This window comes from Xanthomonas arboricola pv. populi (genome assembly GCF_002939945.1).
GTDB lineage: Bacteria > Pseudomonadota > Gammaproteobacteria > Xanthomonadales > Xanthomonadaceae > Xanthomonas > Xanthomonas arboricola_A.
This window is the reverse complement of the sequence record NZ_MDEB01000005.1, coordinates 69,988-93,176: the sequence shown is the minus strand read 5'-3', so window position 1 is coordinate 93,176 and position 23,189 is coordinate 69,988. Positions and strand designations below refer to the sequence as shown.

General features: G+C 66.7%; 15 protein-coding genes. 8 read left to right on the top strand and 7 right to left on the bottom strand.

Annotated elements, in window-relative coordinates; translation table 11 throughout:
• Nucleotides 1-24: 24 nt before the first annotated feature.
• Both XaplCFBP3123_RS14320 and XaplCFBP3123_RS14315 read right to left on the bottom strand, forming a co-directional pair.
• Complete coding sequence (locus tag XaplCFBP3123_RS14320; protein WP_104534656.1) at nt 25-2,334, bottom strand: NADP-dependent malic enzyme; 2,310 nt, start codon at nt 2,332-2,334, stop codon at nt 25-27.
• 198 nt (nt 2,335-2,532) lie between these two features.
• A complete protein-coding gene (locus XaplCFBP3123_RS14315; RefSeq protein ID WP_104534655.1) occupies nt 2,533-3,879 on the bottom strand; it encodes a dicarboxylate/amino acid:cation symporter in 1,347 nt (448 codons plus the stop codon).
• A 287-nt stretch (nt 3,880-4,166) separates the two neighbouring features.
• Between XaplCFBP3123_RS14315 and XaplCFBP3123_RS14310 the strand changes: the two genes are divergently transcribed.
• The 4 genes from XaplCFBP3123_RS14310 to XaplCFBP3123_RS14290 all read left to right on the top strand — a co-directional run bounded on the left by XaplCFBP3123_RS14310 (nt 4,167) and on the right by XaplCFBP3123_RS14290 (nt 12,315).
• Entirely contained in the window at nt 4,167-5,339 is a 1,173-nt protein-coding gene (locus XaplCFBP3123_RS14310) for an OprO/OprP family phosphate-selective porin (RefSeq protein WP_104534654.1), read from the top strand.
• A gap of 226 nt (nt 5,340-5,565) precedes the next feature.
• Nucleotides 5,566-8,214: a hybrid sensor histidine kinase/response regulator gene (locus XaplCFBP3123_RS14305; protein WP_104534653.1), complete on the top strand. Its 2,649-nt coding sequence runs from the start codon at nt 5,566-5,568 to the stop codon at nt 8,212-8,214.
• Nucleotides 8,215-8,436: 222 nt separating this feature from the next.
• Nucleotides 8,437-10,557 carry a TonB-dependent receptor gene (locus tag XaplCFBP3123_RS14300; RefSeq protein ID WP_253254211.1) on the top strand — a complete coding sequence of 707 codons (2,121 nt, stop codon included), beginning with the start codon at nt 8,437-8,439 and terminating at the stop codon, nt 10,555-10,557.
• A gap of 687 nt (nt 10,558-11,244) precedes the next feature.
• Entirely contained in the window at nt 11,245-12,315 is a 1,071-nt protein-coding gene (locus XaplCFBP3123_RS14290; protein ID WP_104534651.1) for an aldo/keto reductase, read from the top strand.
• 91 nt (nt 12,316-12,406) lie between these two features.
• On the opposite strand, the gene XaplCFBP3123_RS14285 is transcribed toward XaplCFBP3123_RS14290, so the two are convergent.
• The 4 genes from XaplCFBP3123_RS14285 to XaplCFBP3123_RS14270 form a co-directional block, all read right to left on the bottom strand.
• On the bottom strand, nt 12,407-13,045 hold the full coding sequence (locus XaplCFBP3123_RS14285) for a response regulator transcription factor (RefSeq protein WP_104534650.1): 639 nt from the start codon (nt 13,043-13,045) through the stop codon (nt 12,407-12,409).
• 193 nt (nt 13,046-13,238) lie between these two features.
• A complete protein-coding gene (locus XaplCFBP3123_RS14280; protein WP_104534649.1) occupies nt 13,239-14,288 on the bottom strand; it encodes an ABC transporter substrate-binding protein in 1,050 nt (349 codons plus the stop codon).
• Nucleotides 14,288-15,673 (bottom strand): sensor histidine kinase, encoded by a 1,386-nt coding sequence (locus tag XaplCFBP3123_RS14275; protein ID WP_104534648.1) that lies wholly within the window; start codon nt 15,671-15,673, stop codon nt 14,288-14,290. Before XaplCFBP3123_RS14275 ends, XaplCFBP3123_RS14280 begins: the two co-directional genes overlap by 1 nt.
• Complete coding sequence (locus XaplCFBP3123_RS14270; protein WP_104534647.1) at nt 15,666-16,367, bottom strand: response regulator; 702 nt, start codon at nt 16,365-16,367, stop codon at nt 15,666-15,668. The genes XaplCFBP3123_RS14275 and XaplCFBP3123_RS14270 overlap by 8 nt, the downstream gene beginning before the upstream one ends.
• 241 nt (nt 16,368-16,608) lie before the next feature.
• On the opposite strand from XaplCFBP3123_RS14270, the gene XaplCFBP3123_RS14265 reads away from it, so the two are divergent.
• From XaplCFBP3123_RS14265 to XaplCFBP3123_RS14245, 4 genes are all read left to right on the top strand, one after another.
• On the top strand, nt 16,609-17,802 hold the full coding sequence (locus XaplCFBP3123_RS14265) for an OprO/OprP family phosphate-selective porin (RefSeq protein WP_104534646.1): 1,194 nt from the start codon (nt 16,609-16,611) through the stop codon (nt 17,800-17,802).
• A 241-nt stretch (nt 17,803-18,043) separates the two neighbouring features.
• The gene (locus XaplCFBP3123_RS14255) at nt 18,044-19,372 is read left to right on the top strand and encodes a CitMHS family transporter (RefSeq protein ID WP_104534645.1); all 1,329 of its coding nucleotides are present in this window, start codon (nt 18,044-18,046) and stop codon (nt 19,370-19,372) included.
• Nucleotides 19,373-19,540: 168 nt separating this feature from the next.
• Nucleotides 19,541-20,281, top strand: a complete 741-nt coding sequence (gene phbB / locus XaplCFBP3123_RS14250; protein ID WP_024938962.1) for an acetoacetyl-CoA reductase — start codon at nt 19,541-19,543, stop codon at nt 20,279-20,281.
• A gap of 388 nt (nt 20,282-20,669) precedes the next feature.
• On the top strand, nt 20,670-21,701 hold the full coding sequence (locus XaplCFBP3123_RS14245) for a LacI family DNA-binding transcriptional regulator (RefSeq protein ID WP_104534644.1): 1,032 nt from the start codon (nt 20,670-20,672) through the stop codon (nt 21,699-21,701).
• A gap of 137 nt (nt 21,702-21,838) precedes the next feature.
• Here the strand turns inward: XaplCFBP3123_RS14245 and XaplCFBP3123_RS14240 are convergent, their stop codons facing one another.
• On the bottom strand, nt 21,839-23,158 hold the full coding sequence (locus tag XaplCFBP3123_RS14240) for an MFS transporter (RefSeq protein WP_104534643.1): 1,320 nt from the start codon (nt 23,156-23,158) through the stop codon (nt 21,839-21,841).
• Nucleotides 23,159-23,189: the final 31 nt, after the last annotated feature.

Sequence of the window (23,189 nt, the reverse complement as noted above, 5' to 3'; positions counted from 1 at the left end):
TTTTCCCGGGGGCGGGAGTGGATCTCAGCTACCGCTCTTTTCGGCAGCGCTCTTCTCGGCATCGCGCTGCCGGCGGATCTGCGCATCCACCGCCGCGATCGCGGTCATGTTCATCACCCGGCGCGAGGTCGCGCTGGTGGTGAGGATGTGCACCGGCTTGGAGATGCCCATCAGGATCGGGCCGATCGCCACGCCGTCGGTGAACACGCGCACCAGGTTGTAGGCGATGTTGGCCGCCTCCAGGTTCGGCAGCACGAACAGGTTGGCGCGGCCCTTGAGCGTGCTGTTGGGCATGATCTGCTTGCGCAGCGCCTCGTCCCAGGCGGTGTCGCCCTGCATTTCGCCGTCGATGTTGAGCTCGGGCTTGCGCTTGAGCAGTGCCTCGCGCACCTGGCGCATCTTCAGCGCATCGCGCGAGTCGTGGCTGCCGAAGTTGGAGTGCGACAGCAGCGCGATGTTGGGCTCGATGCCGAACAGCTTGAGGCGGTACGCGGCCTGCAGCGTCGCTTCGACCACCTGCTCCACGGTCGGGTCTTCCTGCACATGCGTGTCCAGGAAGAAGAACACGCCCAGCTGATTGATCACGCCGGTCATCGCCGAGGTGGAACTCACCCGCGGCTCCAGCGGAATCACGCTGCGGGCGTAGCCCAGCTTCTTGTGGAAGCGGCCGACCACACCCGACAGCATCGCATCGGCTTCGCCACGCGCCACCATGACCGCCGCGATCAGGGTCGGACGCGAGCGCATCAGTTCCTTGGCGGCGGTGACGGTCACGCCGCGACGCTCGGTGAGCGCGTGGTAGTACTGCCAGTATTCGTTGAAGCGCGGATCGTCGAGGATATTGGTGATCTCGAAATCCACCCCGGCGGTCAGGCGCAGCCCCATGCGCTCGATGCGCGCCTCGATCACGTCCGGGCGGCCGATCAGGATCGGCAACGCCAGGCCTTCGTCGACCACGCTCTGCACCGCGCGCAGCACCACTTCCTCTTCGCCTTCGGCATACACCACGCGCTGCTTGTCGGCGCGCGCGCGGTCGTAGACCGGCTTCATCATCAGGCTGGTGCGGTAGACGAACTGGCCGAGCTTGTCGCGATAGGCCTCCATGTCGGTGATCGGGCGTGTGGCCACGCCCGAATCCATCGCCGCCTGCGCAACGGCGGACGACAGCTCCACCAGCAGACGCGGGTCCAGCGGACGCGGAATCAGGTATTCCGGGCCGAAACTCGGGGTCTCGCCGCCGTAGGCCGCGCCCAGGTCGGAGGCCTCGCGCCGCGCCATCGCCGCGATCGCCTTGACGCAGGCGATCTTCATTTCCTCGTTGATGCCGGTGGCGCCCACGTCCAGCGCGCCGCGGAACAGATACGGGAAGCACAGCACGTTGTTGATCTGGTTCGGGTAGTCCGAACGGCCGGTGCCGATGATGCAGTCCGGACGCACCGCCTTGGCCACTTCCGGGGTGATTTCCGGGTTGGGATTGGCCAGCGCGAAGATCACCGGCTGGCGCGCCATGCTGGCGACCATTTCCGGCTTGAGGATGCCAGCCGCCGACAGACCCAGGAAGATGTCCGCACCCTCGACGATCTCGGCCAGGGTGCGCTTGTCGGTGTCGCGCGCGTAGCGCTGCTTGTCCGGGTCCAGGTCGGTGCGGCCGGTATGGATCACGCCGTCGCGGTCCAGCGCCAGGATGTTCTCCGGCTTCAGGCCCAGCGAGACCAGCATGTTGACGCAGGAGATGCCGGCCGCGCCCATGCCGGTGGTGGCCAGCTTGACCTCTTCGATCTTCTTGCCGGTGACCACCAGCGCGTTGAGCACGGCGGCGCCGACGATGATTGCGGTGCCGTGCTGGTCGTCATGGAACACCGGGATGTTCATGCGCTCGCGCAGCTTGCGCTCGACGATGAAGCACTCCGGCGCCTTGATGTCTTCCAGATTGATGCCGCCGAAGGTCGGCTCCAGGCTGGCGATGATGTCGACCAGCTTGTCCGGGTCGTTCTCGTTGATCTCGATGTCGAACACGTCGATGCCGGCGAACTTCTGGAACAGCACGCCCTTGCCTTCCATCACCGGCTTGGACGCCAGCGGGCCGATGTTGCCCAGGCCCAGCACCGCGGTGCCGTTGGTGATCACCGCCACCAGATTGCCGCGTGCGGTGAGCTCGCTGGCCTGGGTGGGTTCCTCGACGATCGCCTCGCAGGCGAAGGCCACGCCCGGCGAATACGCCAGCGACAGATCGCGCTGGGTCAGCATCGGCTTGGTCGCGGTGACCTTGATCTTGCCGGCCGGCTGCTGGCGGTGGTAGTCGAGGGCGGCCTGTTTGAAGTCGTCGTTGGACATCGGCTGTGTGGGTCTCGAAGGCGCAGGAGGGCTGAATTCTACCCTCCTGCCTGAACAAGGGCCTGTCGCGCAGCTGTCGCCGCAGCAGGAAGATCGCATGCTGCAACGCGTCGTGCGTTGCGGCCGGTGTTGGCTGGAAGCGGAAACGGCCCTGCATCCCGCCGGCAGCGCCGACGGAATACAGGGCCGTAGGAAGCATCAGCGCGCGCTGATCGGGGCGACGGCGTCGGTCGAGGCCACCGGTGCCTGCAGCGGCGGCGAGCCGCCATCCAGCACCAGCTTGAGCTGATCGCGGTCCAGCGCATTTTCCCAGCGCGACACCACCACCGTGGCGACCGCGTTGCCGATGAAGTTGGTCAGCGAGCGGCACTCGCTCATGAAGCGGTCCACGCCCAGGATCAGCGCCATGCCGGCCACCGGCACGTCCGGCACCACCGACAGCGTGGCGGCCAGGGTGATGAAACCGGCGCCGGTCACGCCGGCCGCGCCCTTGGAGCTGAGCATCGCCACCGCCAGCAGGGTGATCTGCTGGCCCAGGCTCAGGTCCACGTTGGTGGCCTGGGCGATGAACAACGCGGCCAGGGTCATGTAGATGTTGGTGCCATCCAGATTGAACGAATAGCCGGTCGGCACCACCAGGCCCACCACCGACTTCTCGCAGCCGGCCTTTTCCAGCTTCTCCATCAGCGAGGGCAGCGCCGATTCCGACGAGGAAGTACCCAGCACCAGCAGCAGTTCGGCCTTGAGATAGCGGATCAGCTTGAGCACCGAAAAGCCGCACAGACGGCAGACAATGCCCAGGATCACCAGCACGAAGAACAGCGAGGTCAGGTAAAACGAGCCCACCAGCCAGGCCAGATTGACCAGCGATTCCACCCCGTACTTGCCGATGGTGAAGGCGATCGCACCGAACGCGCCGATCGGCGCGGCCTTCATCAGCATGTGCACCAGGCGGAACACCGGCGCGGTCAGCGCTTCCAGGAAGCTCAGCACCGGGCGGCCACGCTCGCCGACCAGCGCCAGCGCGATTCCGAACAGCACCGCCACGAACAGCACCTGCAGGATGTTGCCATCGACGAAGGCGCTGACCAGCGTGGCCGGGATGATGTCCATCAGGAAGCCGGTCAGCGTCAGCTCGTGCGACTTCTCCACGTAGCTGTGCACCGCGGCCTGATCCAGCTCGGCCGGGTTGATGTTCATGCCGGCGCCGGGCTGCACCACGTGCGCCACGATCATGCCCACGATCAACGCCAGCGTGGAGAAGAACAGGAAGTAGGCCATCGACTTGGCAAAGACCCGGCCCACCGTCTTGAGGTGGGTCATGCCGGCGATGCCAGTGACGATGGTCAGGAAGATCACCGGGGCGATGATCATCTTCACCAGCTTGATGAAGGCATCGCCCAGCGGCTTGAGACTTTCGGCAAAAGCCGGCTCGAAGTGGCCCAGCAGGGCACCCAGGACGATCGCCACCACCACCTGGAAATACAGCTGACGGTAAAACGGGACGGGCGCCGGCAAGGGGCCGGCAGGCTTGCTGATGTGCATGACGCCACTCCGAGGGAACATAGAGGGTGCCTGAGGCAGGCACCCGGTGCGGGCATTCTGGCCGTACGTCACAGCCCGAGCCGATAGCCCATTGGTACTACGCACTGTCCCCGGGCTGAACGTCGCCTTACACTTCAGCCGCGCCACCACCGGCCGTTAATTCCGTTTAACGCAGACACCGATTCCTGTGTTGTTGGCCGTCCGGAACCTGCGCGCTTGCTGAAGCTGTTCAGTGCGACCGCCATGGCAGGACGCCCGGCCCCTTTTCATTGCCGAAGACCACACCTATGCGCCTCAATCCGTTCGTTCTCGCGCTGGCCATCGCCGCCGCGCCCGTTGCCGCCAATGCGGCCACCTCGCTGGAAAACTGGCCCACCAAGTACACCTTCGGTGATGGCACCGAGCTCGGCCTGACCGGCAACTACGCCTACGACGACAACAACTTCTCCGGCGACGACCGCCTGGAAGACCGCACCGACTTCCGCCGCAAGGAATTCGGCGCCACCCTCAAGAAGAAGGGCGTCTACGACGCCATGGTGTATTTCGACTTCGAATCCAAGCTGTGGCTGGACGTGTTCTTCCGTGTCGAGACCAAGGCCCTGTTCGGCCAGGACTACGGTCGCGTGCGGCTGGGCTACATGAAGGTGCCGGTGGGTCTGGAAGCGGTGCAGAGCTCGCGTGCGGGCAGCTTCATGGAACTGGGCCTGCCGATCCAGGCGGTGTTCCAGGGCCGTCGCACCGGCGTGGAATGGACGCTGGAGCGCCAGCAGTACCTGCTGCAGGCCGGCGCCTACGGCGGCAAGGATCTGCAGGGCGACAACCCGGGCACCACCCAGGCCGTGCATGCGGCCTGGACCCCGTTCAAGGCCGAAGGCAACGTGCTGCACCTGGGCGTGGCCGGTTCGGTGGAAAACCCGCGCGGCTTCAGCGACGGCCGCGGCGTGTCGTTCAGCCCGCGCGTGCGCCTGCGTGCCCGCCCGGAAGCCGGTCTGACCGACGTGCGCCTGATCGACACCGGCACCATTCTCGATGTGGACCACGTGATCCGCGCCGGCGTGGAAGCGGTGTGGATCCACGGCCCGTTCTCGCTGCAGAGCGAAGCGCTGCGCGCCGAGGTGGCGCGTAACGACAACCTGCCGCATTACATCGCGCAGGGCCAATACCTCTACGGCACCTGGACGCTGACCGGCGAGTCGCGCAGCTATGCCGGCGGCGTACCGGGCAACATCAAGCCGGCGCACGACTACGGCGCGGTCGAGCTGACCGCCCGCTACAGCCGCCTGGACCTGGAAGACAACCGCGTCAGCGGCGGCCGTCAGCACGACACCACCATCGGCGCCAACTGGTACCTCACCAGCCACTTCAAGTTCCAGGCCAACTACAGCTGGGTGGATTCCTCGCGCAACGGCGTGCATGAAACCCCGCACGTGATGGAACTGCGCGCGCAGGTGCAGTTCTAAGCGTTATCGCGCAGAGGTGACGCGGGCCTTGTCGGCCGCAGGTTGCTTTCGCTTGACCGCTTCAACGCGGTAAAGGCGGTAACCCAAACCAGCGCAAGCGCCCCTGCGGCCGCATCCTTTTGGGGATGCGGCCGCAGTCGTTTGCGGGCGCTGCCGTGTCGGCGCCTGACGCAGGCCCTGTGCCGATAACTGCACGATGCAGCGGCGCACCGCCATACTTGTCGGCATGTACGCCTCGCAACGCCGCCGTCTGCTGCTCACCCTGACCATCGTGTTGGGCGGCATGCTGGTGGCCATGGTGGCGGCCGGCCACTTTGTCGAACAGAACGCCCTGCACGAAGAAAGCGCCACCGTGCGGCGCCAGCTGCGCCTGTACGCGCAGGCCCTGCAGCAACGCATCGATCGCTATCGCACGCTGCCGCAGATTCTGGCGCTGGACCCGGAACTGCGCGCGGCCGTGTCCGGCCCGTTGTCGGCCGTGCAGGTGGAGCAGCTCAATCGCAAACTCGAGCGCGCCAACAACGTCACCCAGTCCTCCACGCTGACGCTCATCAACCGCGACGGCATTGCACTGGCTGCCAGCAACTGGCGCGGGGCGCGCAGCAACGTGGGCGTGGACTACGCCTTCCGCCCGTATTACCAGCAGGCATTGTCCAACGGCAGCGGCAGTTTCTACGGCATCGGCATGACCACCAGCGAGCCGGGCTATTTCCTGTCGCAGGCCATCGTCGATGCCGGCGGCCAGGTGCAGGGCGTGGTGGTGATCAAGATCGCACTGGCCGCGCTGGAACGCGAGTGGCTGCAGACCCCGGACATCGTGCTGGCCTCCGACGCGCACGCGGTGGTCTTTCTGGCCAGCCGCCCGCAGTGGCGCTACCGCATGCTGGTACCGCTGAGCCTGCGCGACCGCAGCGAATTGCGCAGCACCCGCCAATACGCCGACCAGGGCTTGCTGCCGCTGCGGCGCCGGTTGATCGAGCAGACCGGCAACGGTGGCGTGCTGGCCGAGGTCAGCGATCCACCGCTCGCCGGCCCGGTGCTGTGGCAGACCCTGGAGGTGCCCGAAAGCGGCTGGCGCCTGCACCTGCTGCACGACACCCGCGCCAGCGCGGCGGCCGGCCGCGCCGCTGCGATCGCCGCGGCCGGTGCGTGGTTGGCGCTGGCCTTGCTGTGGTTGTTCGTGCAGCAGCGGCGGCGCCTGTCCGCCCTGCGTCAGCGCAGCCGGCACGAACTGGAAACGCTGCTGCAACAACATGCCGAAGAACTGCGCACCGCGCAGGATGGGGTGGTCACCGCCGCGCAACAGGCCAATGCCGGCTTGAGCCGCAGCCTGGAACATCTGCCGCAAGGCGTGGTGGTGATCGACGAGGCGCTCAAGCTGGTGGCGTGGAATTCGCGCTATGTGGAACTGTTCCGCTTCCCGCCCGAACTGCTCAAGATCGGCCGCCCGATCGAAGACCTGTTCCGCTTCAACGCACGCCGTGGCCTGCTCGGACCGGGGCCGATCGAGGCGGCGATCGAACGCCGCTTGAACCATTTGCGCAGCGGCAAACCGCATATGCGCGAGAGCGAGAAGGAAGACGGCACCGTGCTGGAAATCCGCGGCAATCCGCTGCCCGATGGCGGGTTCGTCACCAGCTATGCCGACATCACCAGCTACAAGAACGCCGCGCGCGAACTGCGTTCGCTGGCCGATGCGCTGGAACACCGCGTGGCCGAACGCACCCGCGACCTGGCCGCCGCCAAGCGCGAGGCCGAGAGCGCCAACCGTTACAAGACCCGCTTCGTCGCCTCGGCCGTGCACGACCTGCTGCAACCGCTCAACGCCGCGCGCATGTTCGTCTCGGTCCTGCGCGGGCAGGTGCGCGAGGCCGGCAGCGCGCGCGTGGTCGACAACATCGAAGGCGCGCTCGCCGCGCAGGACGCCATTCTCAACAGCCTGCTGGACATCTCGCGGCTGGAGGCCGGCAGCCTGAAGACCCAGGTGCGCGATTTCGCCATCGCCCCGCTGCTGGAAACCCTGGCCCGCGAGTTCGGCATCCTTGCCGAAGACCGCGGCCTGCTGCTGGATTCGGTGCCAACTTCCGCGGTGGTGTTGAGCGACGAGAACCTGTTACGGCGCATCCTGCAGAACTTTTTATCCAACGCCATCCGCTACACCCCGCGTGGGCGCGTGCTGATCGGCTGCCGTCGTCGCGGCGGCTGGCTGCGCATCGAAGTGCACGACCAGGGGCCCGGCATTCCCGAGGCCTTGCAGGAAGAGATCTTCGAGGAATTCCGGCGCCTGGACGACGGCGTGGCCAACGATCGTGGCGCCGGTCTGGGCCTGGCCATCGTCGAGCGCATCGGCCGGCTGCTTGGCCACCGCATCGGCCTGCGTTCCACACTGGGCAACGGCAGCGTGTTTTCGGTGACCGTGCCGCTGGGCGAGCGCGCGGCCATCGCCAGGCAATTGCCGCCGCCCACCACCACCACCGCAGAAAACGCCAACGACCCGATCCTGCACGGCTGCCGCGTGTGGTGCGTGGACGACGACCCGCGCGTGTGCGAAGCCAGCCGCGCCCTGCTGGAACGCTGGGAATGCCGCGTGGACTTTGCCGGCGGCCCCGACGCGGCATTGGCCGCCGCCAACGCCGACGAGGTGCCGGAGCTGCTGTTGCTGGACGTGCGCATGGGCGAGCACTACGGCCCCATGTTGCTGCCGCAGTTGGTGCAACGCTGGCAACGCGAACCGCGCGTCATCCTGGTCACCGCCGAACCCGACCCGGCGCTGCGCGAACATGCGCTCGACCTGGGCTGGGGATTCCTGACCAAGCCGGTGCGCCCGCCCGCGCTGCGCGCGCTGGTCACCCAGATGTTGTTGCGGCGCGGGTAGTTTGCCCGGCTGCCAGCGCTGCATGGCAATTGATCGAGAGCGGTAACGCGCGCGCCGCTCAGGACCGACCTGCGCATTCGCAACTCGGCACGGAGCGGCACGCCCAACGTCGGGCGCTCGCGCCTGCTAGAATAGCGATAATGATTCCCATTTAACCGTTGCTTTCGCGGTGCCGTGCATGTCTCGCCTCTCTGCCGGCTGCGCCTTGGAGTTCCTTGCCCGATGAAATCTCCTGTGTCCGGATCGGCCGGCATGCCGTTCGTTGCCACCCTCTGCCTGTTCGCCTCTGCCACCGCTTCCGCCCAATCGGACGTCACCGACACACTGGACACCGTGGTGGTCGCCGCCTCGCGCTCCAACATGACCGTGGCCGAGTCGCCGCAGACGGTGCTGATCATCGACAAGGCGCAGATCCGGCAGCAGTTGACGATTTCCAGCAACTCCTCCGACGTGCTCGCCAACCTGATTCCCTCGTACACGCCCAGCCGCGGCAAGATGAACGGCAGCGGCGAGACCCTGCGCGGGCGCACGCCGTTAATCCTGATCGACGGCGTGCCGCAGTCCAATCCGATCCGCCCCACCGGGCGCGAAGCGCACACCATCGACTATGCGATGGTCGAGCGCATCGAAGTCATCCAGGGCGCCAATGCCATCAACGGGCTGGGCGCCACCGGCGGCACCATCAACATCATCACTCGGCGCCCGCAGGACGGCTCGCTGAACCAGCACATCGACGTGCAGGCCACCGCGCCCACGTCCGAAACGCGTGCGGAAACCACCAGCGTCGAGACCCGCTACCGCGTGGACGGCCGCTCGGACAAGCTCGATTACCTGTTCTCGGCCAGCTATAGCGACCAAGGCCTGTCTGTGGATGGACAAGGCCGGCCGATCGGCGCCGACAACACCCAGGGCGACCTGATGACGTCCAAGAGCTACGACGTGCTGGCCAAGCTCGGCTACGCGCTCACCGACGCGCAGCGCCTGAGCGTGAGCGTCAACCGCTACCGCATCAGGAACGACAACGACTACATCGGCATCCCCGGCAACCGTGCGCAAGGCCTGCCCACCACCTCGGTGCGCGGCACCCCGCAAGGCACCGCGCCCTGGAACGATGTGCTGACTTCCAGCCTGTCGTACACCCATGACGATCTGGCCGGCATGCAGCTGAGCGCGATGGTGTTCAACCAGGAATTCGAAGGGCTGTTCGGTGCCGACAACTCGTCCACGTTCCAGGATCCGCGCATCGCACCGGTCGGCAGCTTGTACGACCAATCGCGTTCGGTCGCCTCCAAGTGGGGCAGCAAGATCAGCCTGACCAGGGACGACCTGCTCGACAGCCGGCTCAAGCTCACCGGCGGCGTCGACCTGCTGGCCGACACCGGCAAGCAGGATCTCTACGGCACCGGGCGCACCTATGTGCCCGAGTCGGACTACCGCAACCTGTCGCTGTTCGTGCAGGGCGAATACAAGCTGCTGCCCGAGCTGACCTTGCACGCCGGCGTGCGCCGCGAAGAAGCCGAGTTGAAGATCGACAGCTACCAGACGCTGTGGCGCTACAACCGCGTCGCTGTCGAAGGCGGCACGCTCGACTTCAACCAGACCCTCTACAACACCGGCCTGGTCTACACGCCGTTCGAGGGTGTGAGCTTTTTCACCAGCTATTCCGAAGGCTTCGGCATGCCGGACGTGGGCCGCGTGCTGCGCGCGATCAACACGCCAGGCACGCGTGTGGCCAACCTGAGCACGCTGGAGCCGATCCTGACCAAGAGCGTGGAAGCGGGCACCCGCCTCACGCGCGGCGCCTTCGATGCGGACCTGAGCTACTTCCAGTCCAACTCGGACCTGGGCACGCGCGTGATACCGATCAACGGCGCCTTCATGATGAGCCGCGAAAAGACCCGCGTGCAGGGCGTGGATGCCAGCCTGGGCTATCGCCTGGATGCCACACATCGCCTGCGCCTGTCCTACGCCTACACCCGTGGCCGCTACGACAGCGACAACGATGGACAGCTGGACGCACGCCTGGATGGGCTCAACGTGGCGCCCAATCGGGTGATCGCCTCGTGGTCGGCGCAGTGGACGCCGACGTTCTCCTCGTTCGTGCAGGCCCAGCACGCCTTCAGCCAATCCTTCGACGAGGCCGACAAGCGCTTCAGCGGCTACACGCTGGTGGATGCGACGTTCAACTATGCGTTGCCGCGTGGTGCGGTGCGCATGGGCGTGTCCAACCTGTTCGACAAGCAGTACATCACCTACTACTCGCAATCGGCCCTGGTCGAACCGCTGCGCTACTTTGCCGGGCGTGGCCGCACCATTACGCTGGGGTATTCGCTGGATTTCTGATGGCGTGGCGTGATTGTCGGCAGCGCGCGCACGATACGCCCGCGCACGCGTGCTGCTGCGCATGGATGCCGATTCGTCGCGTCGTTTAGAGGCAGTCAACTGCCAAGTCGGTCGAATGCGCGGCGCCCTCGCCGCTCACGGGACACGCCGTGAATCCATCTGTGGAGGCTCAGTGGCGGCATCCATGCCGCCACACGGTCCCGCAAGCGGCAAGGACACCGCACCAGAGAGCTAGTCGGTTGCTTTGCTGAAAACCATACGCACCGACCATCTCGACTGGTCCTTGCCCGCCCACCGTCGCGGGACCTTACGCGGCATGGATGCCGCGTAAGGGCTTACAAGGACGTACTTGCAGCGTGTCACGCGATGGTGGGCGGGCAAGGGCCCTCCAGCGCAGTCGCGGATATCAGCATCTTGGTCGCTCAATCGCCACCCCAGAAGGGCGCATCTGCGCCCGCTACGTGCGTGTTCGTTGGCGCCCTGCAATCGACGCCGCAGCGCCCCACGCACATCGAATCGAACGCTGCAATGCATGCCTGCGGCTGCGGCTGCGGCTGCGTGACGATGCTGCGTTGACGATCCGGAGGATCGGGCAAGGATGCCGGATCACCGGGCTCACGCCGACCCGACGGCCCGCGGCACAGTGCATCGCAAGACGCATCACGCCACTATCGGGAGACACACCGCATGAGTCAGACACTGTCGCTGGACCACTATCGCCTGCTCGGCCGCTCAGGGCTGCGCGTCTCGCCGCTGTCGCTGGGCACCATGACCTTCGGCGAAGCCTGGGGCTGGGGCGCGGATGCGGGCGAAGCCAGGCGCATCTTCGATGCGTATGCAGACCGCGGCGGCAACTTCATCGACACCTCGGTCAACTACACCAACGGCGGCGCCGAGCGCATCCTCGGCACGCTGCTCAAGGACCGCCGCGAGCGCTTCGTGCTGGCCACCAAGTTCACCATGGCGCGCGATGCGGACAACATCAATTCCGGCGGCAATCATCGCCTCAACCTGATCCGCTCGGTCGAGACCAGCCTGCGCCAGCTCGACACCGACCGCATCGACCTGCTGTATCTGCACGCCTGGGATTTCACCACCTCGCCGGAGGAAGTGATGCGCGGGCTGGAGCATCTGGTGCAGTCGGGCAAGGTGCTCTACCTCGGCATCTGCAACACCCCGGCCTGGCGGGTGGCGCAGTTGCAGACACTGGCCGATCTGCGTGGCTGGTCGCCGCTGGTGGCGCTGCAGATCGAATACAGCCTGGTCGAGCGCAGCGTCGAACACGAGTTGCTGCCGATGGCACGCGAGCTGGGCCTGGGCGTGTTGCCGTGGTCGCCGCTGGGCGGTGGCATCCTGACCGGCAAATACAGCCGCGCCGATCTCTCCGACGACAACGCGGCAGAGGTCTCGAACAGCCGCAAGGGCGTGATCGCCTCGACCGGGCATCTCAATGCACGCTCGCTGGACATCGCCGATGTGGTCGGTGCAGTCGCCGACGAACTGGGCGCCTCGCGCGCGCAGGTGGCGCTGGCCTGGACCTTGCGCAATCCGGCCGTGGTCTCGCCGGTGATGGGCGCGCGCACGCTGCAGCAGGCCGAGGACAACTTCGGTGCGCTCGCCATCGACCTGAGCGACGACCAACTGGAGCGGCTGAACCAGATCAGCGCGCTGGCGCCGATCTTCCCGGAGCGTTTCATCGGCCGGCCCATGGCGCAGCAGCTCATCTACGGGGCGCATAAGCTGCAGTTGCGCAACTGAGCAAGCGCATGCGCACAGTCAACGCTCCAATGCGTCTGGTCGCTGAAAACCCGCGCCGACTGCGATCCGCGGCGCCGCTGGCCCGCAGCGATCAGCCCTCGCCTTCCGGCTCCAGCGCCTTGACCAGCACTGCCGCCTGCGTGCGGCTGTAGCAGTCCAGCTTCTTCAGGATCGCGGTGACGTGCACCTTGACGGTATTTTCGGCCAGCCCCAGTTCGTGTGCGATCTGCTTGTTGAGCAGGCCGTCGGCCAGGCTCAGCAGCACACGGAATTGTTGCGGGGTGAGTTGGGCCAGTTTGGAGGCCAGTTGCGCGTCGGCCTCCGAGCGCTCGGCGGTCATCGGCGGGAACCAGGTGCCGCCCTCCAGCACGCTGGCCACCGCAGTGCCGATCGATTCGGCCGGGGTGGATTTGGGAATGAAGCCGGCCGCGCCGAACTGCTGCGCGCGCCGGATCACGCGCGGGTGACCGTTGGAGGAGATCACCACCACCGGGATGTCCGGATGCTCGCCACGCACGTGCAACAGCGCCGAGAAGCCGTGTGCGCCCGGCATCGCCAGGTCCAGCAGCACCAGCTCGGCCTGTGGATGCGAGCGCAGCATCGCGCTCAGCGTGGCGGCGCTGGAGGCCTCCACCACATCGGCCTGCGGCAGGGTCTGCTGCAGCACATGGATCACGGCGGCACGGAACAGCGGGTGGTCGTCGGCGACGAGGATGGTGAGATCGGCCATGCGCCAAGTCTGGCACATGGCTGCGCCGGTTTCCCGCGCCCGGGCGTCCACCTCCAACCCGCTGCGCCGGCGTCAGGCCCGTCGGGCAGCCAGCACGTGCGTGGAGGCTGCCGCCTCCACGCCCGCACACGCAAGGCCCGCAGCGCACGCCGCGCTGGCGCGCAGCCGTTCGCAAAGGTCCTCAGCGCTCGCCCTAGCGCGGGGGCTGGGTGCTGGCCCGCCAGGCGTCCAGAAACTGCCGGCGCTTGAGCTTGTCCAGATACACCAGCAGGCCCGGGCCCAGCGGGATCGGACGGAATGGCGGTTGCGCCGAGCCGCCACGCCCGCCTGCGGCCGGCAGGATCGGCATCAACCGCGCCTCGCGCGAGAGCACCTGCTGGCCGCGTGGCGAGAGCAGGTAGTCGAGGAACCTGCGCGCCTCCGGCGCATGCTGTGCGGTCCTGGGGATCACCGCCGTGCGCAAGGCTACCAGCGTGTAGTCCTGCGGCTGCACGATGCCCAGCGGCGCGCCGGCGTCGATGCGCGTCTGCGCGTAGGAACCCAGCACGTTGTAGGCCAGCAGCAGCTCGCCCCGGCTGACGCGGTCGAGCAAGCTGCCGGTGCGTTCTTCCAGCCTGACCTGGTTTGCCCCCAGCGCGGCCAGCAACGCGCCGGCGATGCTGCCGACCTGCCCGTCCTGGGTGGCGAACAGATAGCCCACGCCGCTGCGCTCGACATCGTAGGTGCCGACCCGGCCGCGCAGCGGCGCGTCGGGCGCGCGCAACAAAGCCAGCAGCTGCCGGCGCGTGCGCGGCACCCGCGCGGCCGCCAGCTTGCGCGTGTTGTAGACGATCGCCACCGGCTCGTAGCTGATGCCGAACACTTCGTGCCGCCACTGCGCCCACGCCGGCAACGCTTCGGTCTGCGCGGAGCGATGCGCGAGCGCGTGACCGTCGTTCACCAGCTTGGTCTGCAGATCCATGCTGGCGCTGATCAGCATGTCGGCGGCAGCCGTGGCCTTGCCTGGATGCAGATAGCGCTCGTAGATGTTCCAGGCGATCACGTCTTCGTAGATCACCTCGGTACCCGGATGCAGGCGCTGGTAGTCCTGGATGACCGCACCGAACACCTCCAGATCGGTGGAGCCTTGCACGCGCAATTGCGCCTGCATCGGGCCGTGCGCGGGAAACACCCGTACATCGCCGGGCGCCGCGCATGCGATGCCATGTGCCAGCAACACCACCATCAGCAACAACATGCGCATCACCGCGTCCCTCCAGGAAAATGCAACGAGGCGATCAGCCCGCCGCCGACGCGGTTGCTCAGATCGATGCGCCCGCCGTGCGCTTCGACCACGCGCTTGACGATGGCCAGCCCCAGCCCCGCGCCGCCGGACGGTGCATCCGGCCCACGGACGAAACGCTCGAACACGCGCTCGGCCTCGGCGGCGGGAATGCCGGGGCCGTGGTCGGCGATGGTCAGCACGTGGTGGCTGCCGTCGCTGGTGAGCGCCACCTGCAATGGCGCCCCGGCACCGTATTTGCAGGCGTTGTCGATCAGGTTCTTGAGCGCCTCGCGCAGCAGCAATGCATCGCCGCGCAGCAGTGCCGGTTGCGGGTCGATCGCCAGGTGCACACGCGGGGCGCCGTCGCTGCGCGGCAAGGCCTCGTGCAAGGCCTGATGCAGCACCTCGGCCAGATCCACGGTGGCAAAGCGCTGCAGGTTGGCGCGGTGGATCACGCTGGCGTCGCTGAGCAATTGGTTGAGCAGCCGGCTCATATGGCTGGCATTGCGCTCGATCGCTACCAGGCTGCGTTGCATCTCGCGCGGGTCGTCGTCGTCCATCGCCAGTTGCGCCTGCGCGCGCAAGGCGGCCAGGGGCGTGCGCATCTGGTGCGCGGCTTCGGCCATGAAGGCGCGCAGGGTTTCGTTGCTGGACGACAGCCGCGCCATGAAGCGATTGAGCGCGGTCACCATCAACTGCATCTCCTGCGGTGCCGGCACGCTCAGCGGTTTCAGATCGGAGGGCTCGCGCCGCGACAGGTCGCGCTCGATACGCTGCAACGGGCGCAGGGCGCGATACACACCCAGCCACACCAGGCCCAGGGCGAGCAGCGACAGTACGCCGATCGCCACCAGCGCGTTGAGCACCACATCGCGCGCCACCGCATCGCGCGCCCGCCGGGTCTGACCGACCTGCACGCGCACCTCGCCCTGCCCGGAGGCCGATGCCACCCGATGCATCACCACCGCAAAGCGCACCGGCTCGCCGCTGTAGTCGGCATCGAACAGGACCGGGCGCTCGTCGCCGGGCGCGCGCGCTGGCAACGGCAAACGTTCTTCGCCGGTGATGGTGCGGCCTTGCGCATCGAACACGCGATAGAACACGCGGTCTTCCGGTGCCATGCCGAGCAGGTCCAGCGAGGCGTACGGCAGATCCACCTGCCAGTCGCCGCCGACCAGCGCCACGCTGTCGACGATGGACAGGGCCGAGGACACCAGCAGATGATCGTAGGAGCGGTTGGCCGCCCGCTCACCGTAATCGCGTGCGGCAAAGAACAGCACCACCGCGCCCAGCAACGACAGGCTGCCCAGATACAGCAGCAAGGTGCGCCGGATCGACGGTGCCACCATCCGCGGCTCAGCCATCGACGCCCGGCTCCACCGGCGCATGCGGATCGGCGTCTTCGAGCTTGTAGCCGGCGCCGCGCACGGTGACGATGCGCAGCGGCGCGCCCGCCAGCTTGCGACGCAGGCGGCCGACATACAGCTCGATCGCGTTCGGCCCGGCATCGTCGTCGAAGCCGAACAAGCCGTTGCCGATCTCGTCCTTGCCCACCACCTGGCCCAGGCGTCCGATCAGGATCTCGAACAAGCGGTATTCGCGATTGGGCAACTCGATCGGCACGCCGTCCAGCAGTAGCGTGTGCGCGGCGTTGTCGAACACGAACCCGCCGATCTGCACCACCTCGCTGGCCTGCCCGCGATTGCGCCGCAGCAGCACGCGGCAACGCGCCTCGAACTCGCGGAAATCGAACGGCTTGCCCAGGTAGTCGTCGGCCCCGACATCCAGCGCCTGCACGCGGTCCTCGATGCCGTCGCGCGCGGTCAGCATCAGCACCGGCGTGGTATCGCCACGCTCGCGCATCCCGGCCAGCACACGCAACCCATCCAGCTTGGGCAGGCCGATATCCAGCACCACCAGATCGAAGCTCTGATAGCGCAGCACACTCGCCGCCGCCAACCCATCGGACTGCCAATCCACCGCATGCCCGCTACGGCGCATGCGCCGCACGATGGCATCGGCGAGGTCGGCGTTGTCTTCGACTAGCAGCAGGCGCATTGGGCGGGAATCGAGAGTGGGGAATGGGGAATCGGAACGGCGGTTGGCCGCGGCCGGAAGGTAACAGCCCTCGCGGACAAAAGCTCTTAACGCTCTTGCGATTCCCCATTCCCGACTCCCCATTCCCGCGCCAACGACAGGTCCATGACAGCTTCGCCGGACTAGGCTGCTGCCAACGCGCCGCAGTGTGCCTGTGCGGTGCATCGCTGAACCTGATTCACACATGTACCTGGGAGGGTCTGTGAGCAACGACACCTTGCGTCTGCGCGTCTTCACCGCCTGCGCTGCGCTGTGCCTGGCCCCGGCGGCGCAGGCGGCCGAGGGCGACGGCCCGGTCACCGCCGAGGTGGGTGGGCGCGTGCATTGGGACTTCACCATGTTCGACAACGACGAACGCGGCACGCCCGAGCGCAACGACACCCAGTTCCGCCGCGTGTGGCTGGACGTGGCGGGCACGTTCTACGGCTTCACCTACAAGGCCGAAGCGGAATTTGCCGGCCTGCAATACGAGTCCGGCAGCCGCGGCATCCTGGCACGCGATGTGTATATCGCCAGGAAGTTTTCCGCCGGTACGCTGACCGTGGGCCAGTTCAAGCAGTACTTCTCGCTGGACGATCGCACCGGCTCCAACTACGGCCCGTTCCTGGAACGCGGCTATGCAGCCACCACGCTGGCGCCGATCTACCGCAAGGCGATCTCCTGGCAGGCCAATCGTCCCGATGCAACCTGGTCCACCGCGGCCTACAGCCTGGAAAGCATCGACAACTCGTCCACCAAGGGCGGCGCGCTCGGCACCCGGCTGACCTTCGCACCGGAGATGGGCGAGGCGCGGCTGCGCCACCTGGGCGTGTCGCTGGCGCACGAGCGCTATTCGCATCCGGGCAGCGGCGGTGCGGCGCCCCTGCTGATCCGTCCACGCCCGGAAAACGATCTGGCCAACAACAGCCGCATCACCCTGGCGCGCTTTGCCGATGGCCGCGATACCGATTTCGACAAATGGTCGCTGGAATACGCCGAAGTGCTGGGCCCATGGTCGTGGCAGAGCGAATTCAGCGGCGGCCTGCTCGACGACGGCTCCCAGCATGCCAAGGTGTTGGCCAGCTATGGCCTGGTCAGCTGGTTCGTCACCGGCGAGTCGCGCGGCTACGACCGCAAGACCGGACGTTTCAGCCGGATCAAGACGCCCAATCGTCCCTCCGGCGCGTTCGAGCTGGCCTTGCGCTACGACTACATGCGCGGCGATCAGCATCTGGATGGCCAACCCGATTTCATCGATGCCAGCACGCAATCGTGGACGCTGGGCGGCAACTGGTATTTCAAGCCGAATCTGCGCGTGATGCTCAATGTGATCGATAGCCGCAACCGCGACCGCATGGCCGATGCGGTGGTCGATCACACGCTGGCGGTGACCGGCCGGTTCCAGTACGACTTCTGATGACGTGCATGCGCGCACCAGGAGTCAAGGCGATTGCAAGCACCGGGCGCGCTGCGCTGCGCAAGCGTGGCGCTGTTGTCGTCGCTGCTGATCCGGCGCCGCGGGACCAGCGGCCTGTTCGAGACACGACGATGCGCGCAGCCGCCGCGCACGATCTGCGCCCACGTCATCGCCGTTGCATGCCCTGCGCAGCGGCGCGCTCCACTCTCCCCCTGCTGTACGCCTCAAAGGATGTGCCCGCATGCTGACCGCGCTCGGTTTCGGAATGGTGATCACCTTCATGTACCTGATCATGAGCAAGCGGCTGTCGCCGCTGGTGGCTCTGATCACGGTACCGATCGTGTTCGCGCTGCTGGGCGGCTTCGGCACCGGCATCAACGAGATGATGCTCGACGGCATCAAGAAGATCGCGCCCACCGGCGTGATGCTGATGTTCGCCATCCTCTACTTCGGGGTGATGATCGATGCCGGCCTGTTCGATCCGTTGGTCGGCCGTATCCTGCGCCTGGTCAAGAGCGATCCGCTGAAGATCGTCATGGGCACGGCGATCCTGGCGATGCTGATCTCGCTCGACGGCGATGGCTCCACCACCTACATGATCACCGTGTCGGCGATGCTGCCGCTGTATCAGCGCCTGGGCATGAACGCGCTCAACCTCACCTGCGTGACCATCCTGGCCAGCGGCGTGATGAACCTGACCCCGTGGGGCGGCCCCACGGCGCGCGCCGCCACCGCCCTGCATGTGGATCCGGCCGATGTGTTCGTGCCGCTGGTGCCGGCGATGGCGTTGGCGATCGCCGGCATCCTCACGCTGGCCTGGTATCTGGGCATGCGCGAACGGCGCCGCCTGGGCGTGGTGCGCCTGCCCGCCGACGGCAACTGGCTGGACAACGGCATCCCCGAAGAAAGCGATGCGCTGCCGCGCGTGGAAGACACCGAGGACATGAAGCGGCCCAAGCTGCTGTGGGTGAACCTGACCCTGACCCTGGCGCTGATGGCCGCCCTGGTGGTCGGCGTGCTGCCGATGCCGGTGCTGTTCATGATCGGCTTCGCGCTGGCGCTGATGATCAACTACCCCAACCTGGCCGAGCAGCGCCGTCGTCTGGTCAATCACGCCGGCAACGTGCTGTCGGTGGTGTCGCTGATCTTCGCCGCCGGCATCTTCACCGGCATCCTGTCCGACACCGGCATGGTCGAAGCGATGTCGCGCAGCTTCCTGGCGGTGATCCCGGACAGCTGGGGCCCGTATCTGGCGGTGATCACCGCGATCGTCAGCATGCCGTTTACGTTCTTCATGTCCAACGACGCGTTCTACTTCGGCGTGTTGCCGATCCTGTCCGAAGCCGCCGGCCACTACGGCATCACCCCGGTGGAAATGGCCCGCGCCTCGCTGGCCGGGCAACCGGTGCATCTGCTCAGCCCGCTGGTGCCATCGACCTATCTGCTGGTCGGCCTGGCCAAGGTCGACTTCGCCGACCATCAACGCTTCACGCTGAAGTGGGCGGTGCTGATTTCGCTGCTGATGCTGGCGGGCGGGTTGGTGTTTGGCCTGTTTCCGTTGGCGCGCTGACGCCCGCCGGGAATGGGGAATCGGGAGTGGGGAATCGTAAGGGCGGCGCTGTGCTGTCGTGTCGATTACTGACTTCCACATGGAAGACCAGACACCGCAAAGGCGGCTCCTGCTCGATCGATTCCCCACTCCCGATTCCCCATTCCCAACTCCGAAGGAGTTCAAGCAATGACACTTCGCATCGCATACGTCACCAGCGGCATGGGCAGCGTGGGTACCGCGATCTGCCAGAAGCTGGCACGCAGCGGGCATACCGTGGTCGCCGGTTGCGGGCCCAATTCGCCGCGCAAGACCTCCTGGTTGCGCGAGCAGCGCGAGCAGGGCTTCGAGTTCGTCGCCTCCGAAGGCAATGCCGCCGATTGGGATTCCACCGTGGCCGCCTTCGCCAAGGTCAAGGCCGAGGTCGGCGAGATCGATGTGCTGGTCAACAATGCCGGCGGCAGCCGCGACACCCTGTTCCGGCAGATGAGCCGCGACGACTGGAACGCGGTGATCGCCAGCAATCTGCATTCGCTGTTCAACATCACCAAGCAGGTGGTCGACGGCATGACCGCGCGCGGTTGGGGACGCATCGTCAACATCGGCTCGGTCAGTGCGCACAAGGGCCAGATCGGGCAGATCAATTTCGCCACCGCCAAGGCGGCGATGCATGGTTTTAGCCGCGCCCTGGCGCAGGAGGTCGCCTCGCGCGGGGTCACCGTCAACACCATTTCGCCGGGCTACATCGCCAGTGCCTCGATCAGCAGTTTCCCGCCCGACGTGCTCGACCGCCTGGCCACCTCGGTACCGATCCGCCGGCTCGGCAAGCCGGCCGAAGTCGCCGGTCTTTGCGCCTGGCTCGCCTCCGATGAAGCGGCCTACGTGACCGGCGCCGACTATGCAGTCAATGGCGGTCTGTACATGGGCTGAGAGCCGCTACGCAACGTAGCGCGGTCGTCATGTGAGTATGGACGACGCATCCGAGCCGGACTGTGCGAACGCGACATGCCGGTTCCGAACACCGACTGCGCTAGCCGGGCAGTAAGCGCAGACTTTGATCATAGCGGTGAAGCTTCACCGCTATGAAGCCTCATTGTTTTTAAGCCTCACCGTTCTGAAGCTTCGCCACTCCGAAGCCTCAACTGCTCTACAACCTCACGATAGTCGTTGCCGCTATCAGGCACGCCGCGCCTACCCTGCGCGTGCATGCAGGTGCGTGATGGCGCCTGACCAGCACGCGCAAGCGACCGCCACTGCATCGATCAACCCGCCTCCAGCGCGAACTGATTACACTCGGGTTTTTCCGCACTGCGCTGACATGGCCAAACCTTCAGAACGCGCCACGCCGGGTGTCCGCCCGCAGATGGCCGACATCGCCCGCATGGCGGGGGTGTCCGAATCCACCGTGTCGCGCGCCCTGGCCGGCAGCCCGGTGGTGGCCGAGCGGACGCGTGCCTACATCAAGCAGATTGCCGCCGATGCCGGCTACCAGGTCGATCCGATCGCGCGCAGCCTGCGCGCCAAACGCTCCAACACGGTCAGCGTGGCGGTGCCGATGATGCACGCGCTGGATCAGCCGCTGTCGGATCCTTTCATGATGACGATGCTGGCGCTGCTGGCCGAAGAACTGACCGGGCGCGGCTACAGCATGCTGCTGTCCAAGCTCGACCGGCATCAGGACGGATGGGTGGAACAACTCGCACGCGGCAGCCGCTCCGATGGCGTGATCGTGCTGGGACAAAGTTCCGAACATGCCGCGCTGGACGAAGCCGCCCGCGATGGCCTGCCGATGGCGGTGTGGGGCAGCCGCATCGACGGGCAGTCGTACATCAGCGTGGGCAGCGACAATTTCCAGGGTGGCGCGCTGGCCACCGACCATCTGATCGCCAGCGGCCGTCGCCGCATCGCCTTTCTCGGCGACGACCAGTTGCCGGAGGTTGCACCGCGCTTTGCCGGCTATCGCCATGCGCTGCAGCGGCACGGGCTGGAATTCGATACGCGGCTGCATGCGCGCAGCCACTTCCTCAGCGAAGACGCCTACCGCCTCACCCGCGCCATGCTCAAGAAGACCGATCCGCCGGACGGGCTGTTCGCCGCCTCCGACGTGATCGCGGTCGGTGCGATCCGCGCGCTGGTCGAAGCCGGGCATCGCGTGCCGCAGGACATCTCGCTGGTGGGCTTCGACGATATTCCGATGGCCGCTTACAGCCAACCGCCGTTGACCACGGTACGGCAGGATCTGGGGCTGGCCGCGCGCCTGCTGGTGGACCGGCTGCTTGCGCTGATCGGCGGCGAAGCGGTGGAGTCGGTGGAGATGCCGGTGAAGCTGGTGGTGCGTGAGTCGGCTTGAGGCCGGGAATCGGGAATCGGGAATCGGGAATCGTAAGAGCGTGCGTGCTGGCGTGCGGTGCGCAACTACGCGTTGCTGCCGGCGCGATCGCAGTCGGCTGCTTCAGTACTCAGCAACACAGACGTAAAGCGTCGCGGCTAGGCCGCCACGGCCCTGGGCTTGCGGACGCGTACGCACAGCATCGCCACTGCGGCGGCCAGCATCAGCGCGCCGGCCAGGCGGATCACGTTGCGCGGGTCGCCGTGCAGCAGCCACGCGTAGTACAGCGGCAAGGTGACGATCTGGATCAGCATCGGCAGCACGATGAACAGGTTGAACAGGCCCATGTACACGCCGGTGCGTTCGGGCGGAATGCTGTCGGCCAGCATCAGATACGGGTTGCCCATCATGCTGGCCCAGGCGAGCCCGATGCCGATCATCGGCAGCAGCATCAGCCAGCGGTCCTGGATGCCCGGCAATACCCACATGCCCACACCGGCCGCGACCAGACAGGCCGCATGCGTGTACTTGGGGCCGATGCGGCGCACCACCGGCACCATCGCAAACGCGGCCAGAAACGCGACGAAATTGTAGAACCCGCCGATCTGCCCATTGACCAGGCCGGCCTGGCGGAAGCCATGCGAGTCGGCTTCGGTGGTGCCGAACAAGCTGGTCGATAGCGACAGCACGATGTACTGCCAGTAGCAGAAGATCGCGTACCACTGGAACAGCATCACCGGCGCTAGCTGGCGCATGGTCGACGGCATCGCGCGCAGGGCGCCGTAGATTTCGCGCACGGTGGCGCCCAGGCCGGCACCGGTCTGGCGCATCCGCGCGATCTCTGCCGGTGCAAGCACCGGCTCGCGCACGCTGCGCGCGGTGAGCAGGATCGAGGCCGCGGAAAACCCCGCTCCGATCACGAAGGCGGCGATGGTGACGTAGGGAATGTGGTGCGCATTGGCGGCGTCCTGGTTCATGCCCATCCACACCAGCAACGGCGGGGTGAGATAGGCCAGCGTCTGCGCAAGCCCGGTGAACGCGCTTTGGGTGAGATAGCCCAGCGGCCGCTGCGGTGGCGCCAGCACATCGCTGACCAGCGCACGGTATGGCTCCATCGCCACGTTGTTGGCCGCATCCAGGATCCACAGCAGGCACACCGCCATCCACAGCGCAGTGCTGAACGGCATCGCCAGCAGGCACAGGCTGCACACCAGCGCGCCCAGCACCATGTACGGCATGCGCCGGCCCCAGCGGGTCACCGAGCGGTCGCTCCACGCACCGACGAACGGCTGCAGCACCAGCCCGGTGATCGGCCCGGCCAGCCACAGGTACGGCAGGCTCGCGTGATCGGCGCCCAGATAGTTGTAGATCGGGCTCATGTTGCTCTGCTGCAGGCCGAAGCTGTATTGCACGCCGAAGAAGCCGGCGTTGAGCGCCAGGATGCGCGCGAAGGAGAACGGAGTAGCGGTCGACGACATGCAGAGCCCTGGGCATCGGTGCGGCTCCCAG

What these genes read in the sequence shown, in the direction of transcription:
- phbB (WP_024938962.1), top strand. Translation starts at nt 19,541, where the DNA reads ATGACACTTCGCATCGCATACGTCACCAGCGGCATGGGCAGCGTGGGT.
- XaplCFBP3123_RS14320 (WP_104534656.1), bottom strand. Translation starts at nt 2,334, where the DNA reads ATGTCCAACGACGACTTCAAACAGGCCGCCCTCGACTACCACCGCCAG.
- XaplCFBP3123_RS14245 (WP_104534644.1), top strand. Translation starts at nt 20,670, where the DNA reads ATGGCCAAACCTTCAGAACGCGCCACGCCGGGTGTCCGCCCGCAGATG.
- XaplCFBP3123_RS14270 (WP_104534647.1), bottom strand. Translation starts at nt 16,367, where the DNA reads ATGCGCCTGCTGCTAGTCGAAGACAACGCCGACCTCGCCGATGCCATC.
- XaplCFBP3123_RS14300 (WP_253254211.1), top strand. Translation starts at nt 8,437, where the DNA reads ATGAAATCTCCTGTGTCCGGATCGGCCGGCATGCCGTTCGTTGCCACC.
- XaplCFBP3123_RS14240 (WP_104534643.1), bottom strand. Translation starts at nt 23,158, where the DNA reads ATGTCGTCGACCGCTACTCCGTTCTCCTTCGCGCGCATCCTGGCGCTC.
- XaplCFBP3123_RS14290 (WP_104534651.1), top strand. Translation starts at nt 11,245, where the DNA reads ATGAGTCAGACACTGTCGCTGGACCACTATCGCCTGCTCGGCCGCTCA.
- XaplCFBP3123_RS14310 (WP_104534654.1), top strand. Translation starts at nt 4,167, where the DNA reads ATGCGCCTCAATCCGTTCGTTCTCGCGCTGGCCATCGCCGCCGCGCCC.
- XaplCFBP3123_RS14275 (WP_104534648.1), bottom strand. Translation starts at nt 15,673, where the DNA reads ATGGCTGAGCCGCGGATGGTGGCACCGTCGATCCGGCGCACCTTGCTG.
- XaplCFBP3123_RS14255 (WP_104534645.1), top strand. Translation starts at nt 18,044, where the DNA reads ATGCTGACCGCGCTCGGTTTCGGAATGGTGATCACCTTCATGTACCTG.
- XaplCFBP3123_RS14285 (WP_104534650.1), bottom strand. Translation starts at nt 13,045, where the DNA reads ATGGCCGATCTCACCATCCTCGTCGCCGACGACCACCCGCTGTTCCGT.
- XaplCFBP3123_RS14305 (WP_104534653.1), top strand. Translation starts at nt 5,566, where the DNA reads ATGTACGCCTCGCAACGCCGCCGTCTGCTGCTCACCCTGACCATCGTG.
- XaplCFBP3123_RS14280 (WP_104534649.1), bottom strand. Translation starts at nt 14,288, where the DNA reads ATGCGCATGTTGTTGCTGATGGTGGTGTTGCTGGCACATGGCATCGCA.
- XaplCFBP3123_RS14315 (WP_104534655.1), bottom strand. Translation starts at nt 3,879, where the DNA reads ATGCACATCAGCAAGCCTGCCGGCCCCTTGCCGGCGCCCGTCCCGTTT.